Annotated in this window: 10 protein-coding genes; 3 read left to right on the forward strand and 7 right to left on the reverse strand. The window is 38.5% G+C overall.

Going from position 1 to position 11844, the window contains the following annotated elements:
• Position 1: 1 nt before the first annotated feature.
• The 3 genes from G7074_RS03830 to G7074_RS03840 are packed head-to-tail and all read left to right on the forward strand — an operon-like array spanning position 2 to position 4068.
• Complete coding sequence (locus G7074_RS03830) at positions 2 to 1333, forward strand: DUF4876 domain-containing protein (protein WP_166207057.1); 1332 nt, start codon at positions 2 to 4, stop codon at positions 1331 to 1333.
• Between the two features lie 34 nt (positions 1334 to 1367).
• Positions 1368 to 2924 carry a DUF6850 family outer membrane beta-barrel protein gene (locus G7074_RS03835; protein WP_124559548.1) on the forward strand — a complete coding sequence of 519 codons (1557 nt, stop codon included), beginning with the start codon at positions 1368 to 1370 and terminating at the stop codon, positions 2922 to 2924.
• Between the two features lie 4 nt (positions 2925 to 2928).
• Positions 2929 to 4068, forward strand: a complete 1140-nt coding sequence (locus G7074_RS03840) for a cytochrome-c peroxidase (protein ID WP_166207060.1) — start codon at positions 2929 to 2931, stop codon at positions 4066 to 4068.
• A gap of 159 nt (positions 4069 to 4227) precedes the next feature.
• On the opposite strand, the gene murI is transcribed toward G7074_RS03840, so the two are convergent.
• From murI to G7074_RS03875, 7 genes are all read right to left on the reverse strand, one after another.
• Entirely contained in the window at positions 4228 to 5046 is an 819-nt protein-coding gene (murI, locus tag G7074_RS03845; RefSeq protein ID WP_124559546.1) for a glutamate racemase, read from the reverse strand.
• A 379-nt stretch (positions 5047 to 5425) separates the two neighbouring features.
• Entirely contained in the window at positions 5426 to 6004 is a 579-nt protein-coding gene (locus G7074_RS03850) for an OmpH family outer membrane protein (RefSeq protein ID WP_124559545.1), read from the reverse strand.
• 65 nt (positions 6005 to 6069) lie between these two features.
• On the reverse strand, positions 6070 to 6600 hold the full coding sequence (locus G7074_RS03855; protein WP_124559544.1) for an OmpH family outer membrane protein: 531 nt from the start codon (positions 6598 to 6600) through the stop codon (positions 6070 to 6072).
• A gap of 101 nt (positions 6601 to 6701) precedes the next feature.
• Complete coding sequence (gene bamA, locus G7074_RS03860) at positions 6702 to 9242, reverse strand: outer membrane protein assembly factor BamA (protein ID WP_124559543.1); 2541 nt, start codon at positions 9240 to 9242, stop codon at positions 6702 to 6704.
• Between the two features lie 150 nt (positions 9243 to 9392).
• Positions 9393 to 10133 carry an isoprenyl transferase gene (locus G7074_RS03865; RefSeq protein ID WP_124559542.1) on the reverse strand — a complete coding sequence of 247 codons (741 nt, stop codon included), beginning with the start codon at positions 10131 to 10133 and terminating at the stop codon, positions 9393 to 9395.
• A gap of 19 nt (positions 10134 to 10152) precedes the next feature.
• Complete coding sequence (locus G7074_RS03870) at positions 10153 to 10956, reverse strand: DUF6089 family protein (RefSeq protein ID WP_124559541.1); 804 nt, start codon at positions 10954 to 10956, stop codon at positions 10153 to 10155.
• A gap of 2 nt (positions 10957 to 10958) precedes the next feature.
• On the reverse strand, positions 10959 to 11840 hold the full coding sequence (locus tag G7074_RS03875; protein ID WP_124559540.1) for an NAD kinase: 882 nt from the start codon (positions 11838 to 11840) through the stop codon (positions 10959 to 10961).
• Positions 11841 to 11844 lie beyond the last annotated feature (4 nt).

An 11844-nucleotide genomic window follows, 5' to 3' on the forward strand; every position in this document is an offset into this window, starting at 1 on the left:
GATGAGAAAATTATTATTCATATTGTTTTTGGCTACAGCAGCTTTAACTGCTTGTAAAAAATATCAGGGAAATGTTACAGGAATCCACCCGGTAAAATACCAGGTGATTGCTTCATATGCCTCAGAAGATTTAGGAAAGTTATTGCCAAAAGCTAAAATTGAGGTTACATTTAAGAGTGCTAAAAATGGCTTGATTCAAAAATACATCACTAAAAGTGATGGCATCGTTTCGCTTGATTCCATTTCCCCCGGTGTTTATGACATATCAGCTTCTATTAAAATCCCATCAACAGATTACACCGCTTTAACTGGAGAAAAAGTAGATAAGGAAGTGGTTTTTAATGCCTCAGAGAAATCGAAAACCATTACAGTAGAAGATAATCAACAAATTGAGCTAAAACTGATTTCAGGCTCTACCGGACCATGGGTAATTAAGCAGATTTATTATGCGGGTTCTAATACTACAACTGGCGCGTCATTCCGCGATCAGTTTATAGAAATATATAACAATACAGATTCAGTTTTATATGCAGATAGTTTATATATAGCTGAAGCCTTAGGCGTCCAAAATTTCACTTCAACTAATATATATAGACAAAACAATAGTCAGTATGACTGGAGTAAATCACAAGGCATGCCAACAGGTATAGATGCGAATAATGGCTACATATATACCAGAGCATTATTAATGATTCCAGGCACAGGAAAACAATACCCTATTAAACCGGGTGAAAGTATCGTGCTGGCTCAAACCGCAATAAATCACAAGGCTCCGTTTACTGGTTCTGACGGAAAAACAGTTACCGTAAGAGACCCTTCTTTAACTATAGATTTAAGCGGAGCAGATTTCGAAGCCTATTATGCTCCCTTTTTGGCTAAACCATTAGCATCGGACATTGATAACCCAAGTGTTCCAAACGTTGATGTATTATCATATAGTGGAACAGATCTCATTTTCGACAATCCAGGCCGGATGGGTTACGTAATTTTTAAAAATACAGGTATTATAGACATTAAAAAATTACCTCAGTACCCTTATCCCACAATTGCACCGCCAACATCAAATACTGATAAATATTACCAAATTCCAATTGATTTGATAATTGATGGAGTGGAAGTACAGCCGAGTAGTGCTGCCTCACGTGTTCCAAAAAAATTAGGCGCTACATTGGATGCGCTATACACCTATGCGCCCAATGGCGCATACTCTTCGCAATCAGTAATTAGAAAAACAGAAAGTATTGTGAATGGAAGAAGGATTTTGAAAGATACCAACAACTCTGCTGAGGATTTTGACTTCTTACCACTCGCAGCTCCGAGGGCTTTTAAATAACGTTGACACCATAGAAATACCGAATAAAACAAAAATGAAGAATACGATTCTATATATGCTTTTAGTTTTTAGTTCTGTACTTACGGCGTATGGCCAGAAGGATGACACACAAACTAGTAGCGTAAAAAACAAATTATTCTCTGCTGATTCAACGCTCTTCGCAGCATATGATTTTGCAAAATCAAGTCCTTTCTACATCAAGAAATTAATGCCGGCAACTTATAACAACTTAAGCATCGGTCACAATTTCGAAAAAGGACATTTAATGAGAGCACAAAATGCAACAAAAATTAATAACACCTTTTTAAGCACAGAAGGAATTTCACAGTTAAAATCAATTAGTATATGGGGGCAATTTTCATATAGCAGAACAGTTGAAGATAGTGTGGCATTTGCTCATCAAACACTAAATAATCTGGCAAATCCATACTATTATGGTTCAGTTAAAAATGTCAGTTATCAAAGAACGATTTACAACCTAAAAACTTTAGCAAGTAAGAATATTCTAAGCGACAACTTACCTATTGGATTAGGTGCCAATTATAGAATTGGCGATCACTATTCTACTAACGATCCAAGAGGTGAAATAAATGATTATCAATTGAATTTAGTTAGTACACTTGGATATAATATCACCAAAAAATTAACAATTGGTACGGCTTATCGAATTGGATATGGTACCGAAAAAACTAATGTTGCTTATAAAAACAACAGTCTCAATCAAGGAAGGGTAAGTCCTGAATTCACTAATTATCTCATAAACGGATATGGAGAACCGGAAGAATCCAATACCAATAGAACGATTCAAAGCAATCAGACCAGAAGTGGTATAGATGCATACTTAACCTATGATTCAGAGAATATCGGTGATTTTAACTTTAGCTACCAAACCTCGAAAGAAAAGCAAAAATTTGATTACAGATCCAATAGCGGAATAACTAAATTCATAGATTTCAACTTAGTTAGTGAGAACTACCATCTTTTTTGGTTAAAACATTTGGCTTTAAATTCTCTAAGCGCGGATTTTAATTATCAAACTAATAAGGGGGATAACTACCTTAATAACTACCTGGCTAACAGCTACCTTTTTAGCAACAACATTATCTCTATAAAAGGTCGCTATACGCTAAAGAAAAATCAGTACACCCACAATTTCGGTTTAGGCCTAAGTAAATATGAAGAACGTAAACAAGATGGTGTTGCTGGTAACGATATCAGGTTTAACCAACTCAACTATTCATTAAGCTACGGCATAAACCACCAGAATAAAAACAACCACAACTGGGGAATTAGTGTAACCGGATTGTATAATCAATATCTTGACTCTGACTTTAATGTACTTTTGGCGAATGAAGGTGTATTCACCAGAAATGTAATTTATTACGATTACGCCTACAATACAAGCTCAAAGTTTGGGGCTAACCTTACAGGAGATTATAGCATACCCATGTTTAAGCAAATCCAGGCTGGAATTAAGGTTGGACTTAACTATTGGAGAAGAGATGACCTAAAGGATTTTGGGAGAGTATTAACAAGTGCGCCCGGCAAAGACCGTTTTTCTTCCAATATCAGCTTAAATCTTTATTTTTGATCCCATGAATAGAGTTTTTGCTGCGCTTACCATCGTTCTCACCGGATTAATCTTATTTTCTTTTCAATCGGCTAATTTTAATGACGATGATGAACTGAGTATTGATAGCCTGCGCAAAGTATATTCAAAACCAACCAGCCAGTGGCCAAAACCTACAGTTGATCAGGGTGCTATTTTTCAGGAGCTGGACGAACTCCCTACCTCTCCTGTCGATTTAAAAAACGACTCGGTTAAAAGTGTGGTAGAGCTGGGTAAAATTTTATTTTTCGATCCACGTTTATCAGGTTCCAACCAGATTTCTTGCTCGAGCTGCCATGCGCCAGATTTACACTGGACAGATGGTCGCCAGGTATCAATTGGTCACGATCATTTAAGCAATATCCGCAATGCACCTTCTTTAGAGAATGTTTGGTTTTACAAACGCTTGTTCTGGGATGGCCGGGCCAACAGCCTCGAAGAGCAAGCCGGTAGTCCAGTGGCGGCACATAATGAGATGCACCAGGACATGAAAGCTTTACCCAAAAAACTAAGCAAGATTAAGGGATACCAACCTTACTTTACCGCTGCATTTGGCTCGAAAGAAATTACGAATAAACGCATTTTTGAAAGCCTAGCTACCTTTCAGCGCAGCATAGTAAGCAGAAGAACTCCTTTTGATCGTTTTCTGTCTAAGGATAAAAAAGCCTTAACCGATCAGCAATTGGTGGGTTTACACTTGTTCCGCACCAAGGCGCGCTGTATTAATTGCCACAACGGGCCATTCTTTACCGATAACGAATTCCACAATGATGGTTTAACTTATTATGGCCGTAAATATGAAGATTTGGGCTTGTATAACGTTACGAAAAAAGCCGAAGATGTAGGTAAATTTAAAACACCTGGTTTAAGGAATGTAATGAAAACCGCGCCATGGTTCCACAATGGTTTGTTTCCGGATATGGACGGAGTAATGAATATGTATAATGTAGGTATGCCAAACCAGCGCGTTAAACCCGAACAGGTTAATGATCCTTTATTACCAAAGAACGATAAGTTATTAAAAGGTTTAAAGTTAAGTATTGCCGAAAAAGATGCTGTAGTAGCCTTTTTAGAAGCCTTATCGTCGCCAACAGTATTGGTGAGGGTTGAAAATTTACCGCAGTAAGGTAGTTTCGAGTTGACAGTTTGGAGTCAGTTAAGTGGTTGAAAAAGACAGCCAATGTAAAGGACTGGTATTCAGTTGGCAATTGGCAGTTCTCAGTTAACCAATTCAAACAGTTAACCGATTAACCTTTGAAATTTCGTCCCCTGCTGATCCAATAAACTACATTTTATTCGATTTCAGTGCTTCGCCAAAAAATATAGAGGCATGTTCATCAAACGCTGCAGGATCGCCACTGGTATAAAAATGCCTTTCGCCTTGTCTACCTAGTTTTTCTTCGATTTCAGGGTGTCTTTTTAAATAATCTACCAAACTGGCAGCCACAATATCGCCCTGCGCCAAAACGTTCATATGAGCCGGAAGTACCGTTTTTAGTTTAGGCATTAATAAAGGATAGTGTGTACAGGCCAGCAGCACACAATCGATACCGGCCGATTGGCTAAGCAATTGATTACAATATTCCTGAATAAAAAAATCGGCCCCAGACTGCAGGTGTTCGTTGTTTTCGATGAGCGGCACCCACATTGGGCAGCTTTGCTGGTATACTTGTATATCGGGGAAAAATTTATTGATCTCTAGCAGATACGATTGCGAATTAACGGTTCCCCTGGTGCCCATTACACCTACCTGCTTGGTTGTTGTATACTGGTCGATTACCTCGGCTGTAGGCCTGATTACGCCTAGCACCCTCCTATCAGGATATTTGGCAGGCAAATCGCGTTGTTGAATGGTTCTAAGCGCTTTAGCTGAAGCCGTATTGCAGGCCAGGATTACCAAACGGCAACCTTTTGCAAAAAGCCACTCTACACACTCTAAAGTATATTTATAAATGGTATCAAAAGCATGGTCGCCATAGGGTGAACGGGCATTATCGCCTAAATAGATGTAGTTGTAATCGGGTAACTGATCGGCAATTGAACGGAATACCGTTAAACCTCCGTAACCTGAATCGAAAATACCTATTGGGGCGTTACCTTGCATACTTATTAAGGGTTAATTGTTTAAATCGGTTAATTGTGGTTTTTGTTGTAAAGGTAGTTTTAATTTGGAAGGGTGGACGTTTAAATGTTGGAAAGTTAAAATGTTGGAACGTTTTAATGTTCAGCTTTCCAGTCCTAAAACCTTCCTCAGTAATGTAATAGTAGTTAAGAAAGTCCTTCGCAGGCTCAGGATGATACGCTATTTAGTATGCATCCCCTCAAGAGTATTACCATCAAAATAATGAAGATAGTTGAGATGCTAGCATGACGGATACAGAAGTTTGGGAAATGAACTAAAACAAAAAAGCGAAACTAAGTTAAACTTAATTCCGCTTTATATTTTTGAACAGGAAAGGAGACTTTAGACTCCCGACTCTGGACTACTTTTTAGGTGCAGCTGGTTTTGCAGCAGTTGCTGTAATACCTAATTTAGTTTTAACTGCAGCTGTGATATCATCACCACCTTCCCAGAAAACTAAGTTATTACCACCTTGTCCGTTTGCGATGTCGAAAACATATGCTAAACCTTTTTCTTTAGCTACAGCTGAAATTGCAGTTGCAACTTTAGCCTGGATTGGCTGGAATAACTCACCTTGTTTAGTACCGATATCTTGTGAAGCTTTTGTACGTGCATCAGTGATACGTTTCTCTAAATCCTGCAATTCCTGACCAGCAACCTGTAATTCTTTACCTACAGCTTCTTTGTTAGCCTCGCTTAAAGTTTTTTCTTTGTCTTGTGCGTTTTTCAATTTTGTCTGATATTCTTTGATCATTGCATCAATATCAGCTTGCTTTTGTTTACCCAAGGTTTCTAAAGTTGTTTGAGCTGCTTTAGCATCAGGTAAATTTGCAAATACCTCTTCAGAATTAATGTGCCCTAATTTTTGTTGAGCATTTGCCATATTCGCTGTAAACAATAAACCTGCTGTTACAAAGAATACGTTAATTAACTTTCTCATCGTTCTATTTTACTTTTTTTATTTTTTCTAATTGTTTGTTCCTTAAAATCAAAGGGGCGAATATACTAATTATTTACAGTCCCCGGTTTGTAACCTAATTTTACAATTACATCATTACTTACGTCGTAACTGCTGCTTGCATAAATCATCATGGTTGCTTCACTGCTCTTATCAAAAATGAAATCCAGATACTTAGATTTTGCAATTTGTTTAATGGCATCTGCAACTTTATCCTGTATAGGCTTAATCAGTTTACTTCTGCTCTGAAAAAGATCTCCATCAGGGCCAAATTTAGAACGTTGAAATTCTTTAGCCTGTTTTTCTTTTTCAATAATTTCGTTCTCGCGGCGCTTACGCATATCGTCGGTTAATAAAACCTGATCTGCCTGGTAAGCTTTGTACATCCTGTCAATTTCTGAGAAGTTCTGATCTACCTGTTGTTGCCATTGTTTAGAAGCAACTTCTAACTGGCTTAAAGCGGATTTATATTCTGGTAAATGTTTTAAAATATACTCCGTGTCTACGTAAGCAAACTTCTGTGCAAAAGCACCGAAAGAAGTGCAAATTAAGAATGCGATAAAAAGATATTTCTTCATTTGTGTGTGTGTTTAATGATATCGTTAATAACCTAAGCTTTGTTTAAACTCAACTTGCAATGATTTATTGCATAATTAGTTAATTTTTTACTCTTTATCAATTAAAATCCACCTAATTGTTGTGCGATACTGAAGTGGAACTGTCCTTTGTTCGCATCAGGCAAGCCTGGGATAGCATCAAAACCATAACCATAATCAATACCCAGTAAACCAAATATTGGTAAAAAGATACGCGCACCTACACCTACTGATCTTCTGATGTTGAACGGATTAAAATCGCTAAACCTGTTCCAGGTATTACCACCCTCGGCAAAAGCTAAAACAAATGCTGTTGCCTGCTGACTTGCAATAACCGGGTAACGTGCCTCTAATACATATTTGGTATAAATCGGGCTACCTGATTGTTGTGCAATGCTCGGGTCAGATCCTACCGGAATAACGGTGTTGTTTGAATAACCACGCATCGCAATTAGCTCAGATCCCTGTAAGAAATCGAAACCTTGCATACCATCACCACCCAATTTAAAACGCTCGAATGCTGATTGACCAACGGCTTTGTTATACTGACCTAAGAAACCAAACTGCGCCTGTGCTTTGATAACCAAATTGCCTACTACGCGTTGGTACCATTGCGAATCGAATTTCCATTTGTGGTATTCGGTAAAGCGGTATTTTTCTTTATCAGATGCCGTAGCATAGTTGGTTTTGTTAAACAACGAATATGGTGGCGTAGCCTGAATAGTGAAACGCAGGAACGAACCTGATTTCGGGAAAATAGGCGAATCTCTTGAATCGCGGCTAATCTCTTGTGATAAGTTTAAGTTGTAAGAAGTACCGGTGCTGAACAAATAACCTGCATAGTTATTCAAAATGTATTGCTGCAAGTTAATGGCATGGCTTAACTGGAAATAGTTATCTGGCCAGTTTAATCTTCTACCCAAACTTACGGTTACACCATTTAAACGGATTTTCTGGAATGAAGCATTATCAGAACTTAAACCGTTTGATTGTAGTGAAGTAAATGCACTTACACCAAAACTTACTGGTTTCTCGCCACCAAACCAAGGTTGAGAGAAAGAGAAACTGTACGATTGGTAATATTTACCGTTGGTTTGTCCACGTAAGCTTAATTTTTGTCCATCCCCTTTTGGAAGTGGTTTATAAGCTTTTAGGTTAAACAGGTTACGTAAAGAGAAGTTATTAAAGGTTAAACCCAGGGTACCGATAATACGGCCACCACCAAAACCACCTGAAAGCTCAATCTGATCTGAAGGTTTTTCCTCAACTGCATATTCAATATCCACAGTACCATCGGCCGGATTAGGGCGCGGGGTTGGAACAGTTTTAGATTCATCGAAATTACCCAATTGACCAATCTCGCGGATGGTACGAATTAAATCGCTTTTGTTAAATTTTTGTCCCGGTTTGGTACGGATCTCGCGCAATACCACTTTATCGTTGGTAATGGTGTTACCTTTTAAAGTAATGCGGTTGTTGGTGTACTGCGGTCCTTCGTACATGCGAAGTTCTACATCTACCGTATCGCCACGAATGGTTTTAACCGGATCGATGTTGAAAGTTAAGTAACCGTTATCGGTATACAAACTATTGATATCGCCACCATTTTCGCCACCACCGTTTAATTTTTTGTTTAAACGCTCTTCGCTAAATACATCACCTCTTTCGATGGTTAATACTTTATTTAAAATACTATCGGGATAAATGGCATTACCTGCCCAGCTTACACTACCCACATAATATTTCTTTCCTTCGTAAAGATCCATGCGGATGTTAACCCTTTTTTTGTTGTACTGGTAAATGGTATCTTTTAACAACGTAGCGTCCAGATAGCCTTTTTCCTGCATTTTGCCAATCATTTTCACCTTGTTCTCTTCGTATTTCTCTTTTGAGAATTTTCCAGAGCCCCAGAAACGCCACCAGGCAAATTGCTTAGGGTTTTTAAGGTACTTTCTAAGCTTGGCAGATTTAAATTCTGTATTTCCGGTAAAATCGATATGCTGTACTTTTACGCGGTTACCTTTATCAATATAAGCCTCTAAAACTACACTGTTCTCTGCATTTGGATCTTTTCGGGTTTTATAATCAATGGTGGTAAAGAAAAAGCCTTTATCCAGCATGTATTTTTTTACAATGGCCGATGTGGTATTGTATAAGTTATCGTTTACAATTTTACCGGTTTTATCGTTAAGCTTTTCCTGAATGGCAGTTCTTTGCGATTTACTGATTCCTTTTAAATCGATAGAGCTTAAACGCGGGCGCTCTACCACTTCAATTTCAAAGTAAACTGAATCCTGAACAAACTTTTCGATGTTAAGTTTTACATCATCAAACAATCCCTGCGCCCAAAGCGTTTTAATCGCGTCAGACGTAGCCTCACCCGGAAGCACAATTTTATCCCCTTTGGTTAATTTAGAAAGAGTAATTAAAACTTCTTTATCTAAATATTGGGTTCCGGTCACAGTGGTACCACCAATGATATATTCTTTTGGACTAAAATAATCGAGATCTAAGCCACCAACCTTTAAAGAGGGGGTTGCCGGCGCCTGACCTTGTGGACGTATTTGAGCAAAGGCCGGAGCGGCTAAAACTAGTAGGATTAAAACTTGAAATATTCTTTTCATTAAAATAATTTGTTCAGTAATGGCCACGAAGGTAACAATGTTTTGTAAGCAAATATTTCTTTAAACCGTTACCCTGTTATGGTTTCATTTATCGTATAAAAGTGGTGCTAAGTTAGTTTAAACGCTTGTTAAAAAGTGTTAAAAGAAAAATTAGTTTAATTGCTCGCTAATTTTACCAAAACGGCGTTCGCGTTTTTGATAGTCTACAATGGCCTCGAAAAGATCCTCGCGCCTGAAATCCGGCCACAAAACATCAGTAAAATAAAACTCGGTGTAAGCCATCTGCCAAAGCAGATAATTGCTGATCCGGTGCTCGCCACTTGTTCTGATCATTAACTCCGGATCGGGTATATTTACTGTTGTTAATTTAGACGAAAACAGGTTTTCATCTATATCGGCTAAAGAAATGGTATCGTTTTTAACTTCAGCAGCAATTTTTTTGGCTGCTTCTAAAATCTCCCACTTGGCACTGTAGCTTAACGCCAATGTTAAGGTACATTTTTCGTTGTGGGCAGTTTTGTCCATGGCTTCTTTTAAATCGTTGATACAGGCTTGCGGTAACGATTCGATATTGCCAATGGCATTAAGCTTAATATTATTTTTATTAAGTGTTTCGGTTTCGTTGTTGATGGTCGAAATCAGAATCTGCATTAAAGCATCTACTTCTTCTTTGGGTCTGTTCCAGTTTTCGGTTGAAAAAGCATATAGTGTAAGGTATTCAATCCCCACCTCAACACAACCTTCTACAATATCTTTTACAGAAAGTACACCTTGCTCATGTCCGAAAACCCGCACTTTTCCCTGGCCTTTTGCCCATCTTCCATTGCCATCCATAATTACGGCAATGTGCTTTGGCAGGCGGCTATAGTCTATTTGTTCTTTAAATCCCATTAATTATGTCAAAATCAGCTTAAAAGGAATAGCATTTTGAGGATACAAAGGTAAAAGATATGCCAACACTAACAAATAGATAAGTGTCCCTTTTTCTAAAATCGCCTCTTTGGGTACCGGGATATCCGATTTGGTTGACAGAAGGATCAGATAAATTAACCTGGTTTTGGCCATTTCCTCTGATTACAGGGCTATCGGGATAGCGGCCGCTTACATCATCAATATAATCGGTAAATGGTGTACGATAGCCTATTTCGGTAAAAACACTCCAGGTATCTTTATAGTTGTACCTTAATCCCAATCCATACGGAATGGTTAAAGCTACATTGCTATAGCCATTTTCCTGACCTTCGGTAGCCAGCCTATCCAAGCGGTATTTTTCTCCATCAACTTTTACTGTTGGTTTAAACACCACAAAACCTGCACCTGTAAACAAATAAGGAGTAAACTGCCGCGTTCCGCCACCAATATTAAAATTAAAGAAGTTAAAGTCTACTATTCCGCTAAATTCATTTAAAGATGTTTTAAACTGCAGGTTTCTTTCCCTGAACTGGGCATTATTTGATTTGGAATCTTTAGCCTGAATCTGTCCGTAGGTGTAATTTAAACGAACCCCAAGATATTGGTTGAAATTTCGTTTAACGTAGGCCCCACCTGAAAAACCACTAATTTGTAAGGGATTGTTTTGATTGAGATCGCCCATGTAACCTGCACCACCTGCCATTAAACCCAACTCCCATGAAGGCTCTCCCTCTTGTGCACGAACAAGCTGCCCGCCCAAAAGAAATAAGAGGATGAGAAAGAGTGGTTTATTTGGCGTCATATCTAGTAGTTACGGGTATCGATTCCCCATAATAATTTATTCCTTAACGTGTTTAAATACGTTTCATTGTTAAGGCGGATAAGATTTACACAAAAATCGGCTTTTTTGATGGTAATTTTTACTGACCGCTCTACCGTTACGGTACGGCTATCGCAGGAAACCAGAAATTTCGATTCCCTGGCTTCGACCTCAAAAGAAAGCTTATTATCGTCTGGCACCACTACTGGCCTTACATTTAAATTGTGCGGCGCAATAGGTGTAACCACAAAATTTTCAGAATCGGGATAAATAATCGGGCCACCGCAGCTTAAAGAATATGCTGTAGAGCCTGTAGGCGTGGCAATAATTAATCCATCGGCCCAATACGAATTGATAAATTCATCATTCATAGAGGCATGAATAATCATCATGGCCGAATTATCACGGCGGTGAATGGTAATATCATTCAGGGCAAAGTTTTCTTCGCCAAACAAACCGTTTTCTGATTCTAAAGTAAGCAGTGATCGGGTATCTAAAGTATATTCTTTATTAATCAGGGCCTCCAGGGCATCACCTATCTCATTTTTATTGATACTGGCCAGAAACCCCAGACGACCAAAATTAATCCCGATTACAGGAATGCCCGAATTGCGGATCAGCGATAAAGTATCTAACAATGTACCATCGCCCCCAAGGCTCAGCAACACATCGGCCAGCTCTTTTAACTCGCTATGGTTATGAAAAACAACGGTATTAACAGGCAGTTTAATTTTGCCTTGAAGTGAAGTTTTGAATTTTGAATATAAAACGGGCTGGATATGGTGTTCGGCCAGATGATTAAAGACCTCCTGAACGTACGGCAAAACCGTATCGTTAAAATCTCTCCCGTAAATTGCAATCCTCATAAAG

The organism is Pedobacter sp. HDW13 (assembly GCF_011303555.1).
Lineage (GTDB): Bacteria > Bacteroidota > Bacteroidia > Sphingobacteriales > Sphingobacteriaceae > Pedobacter.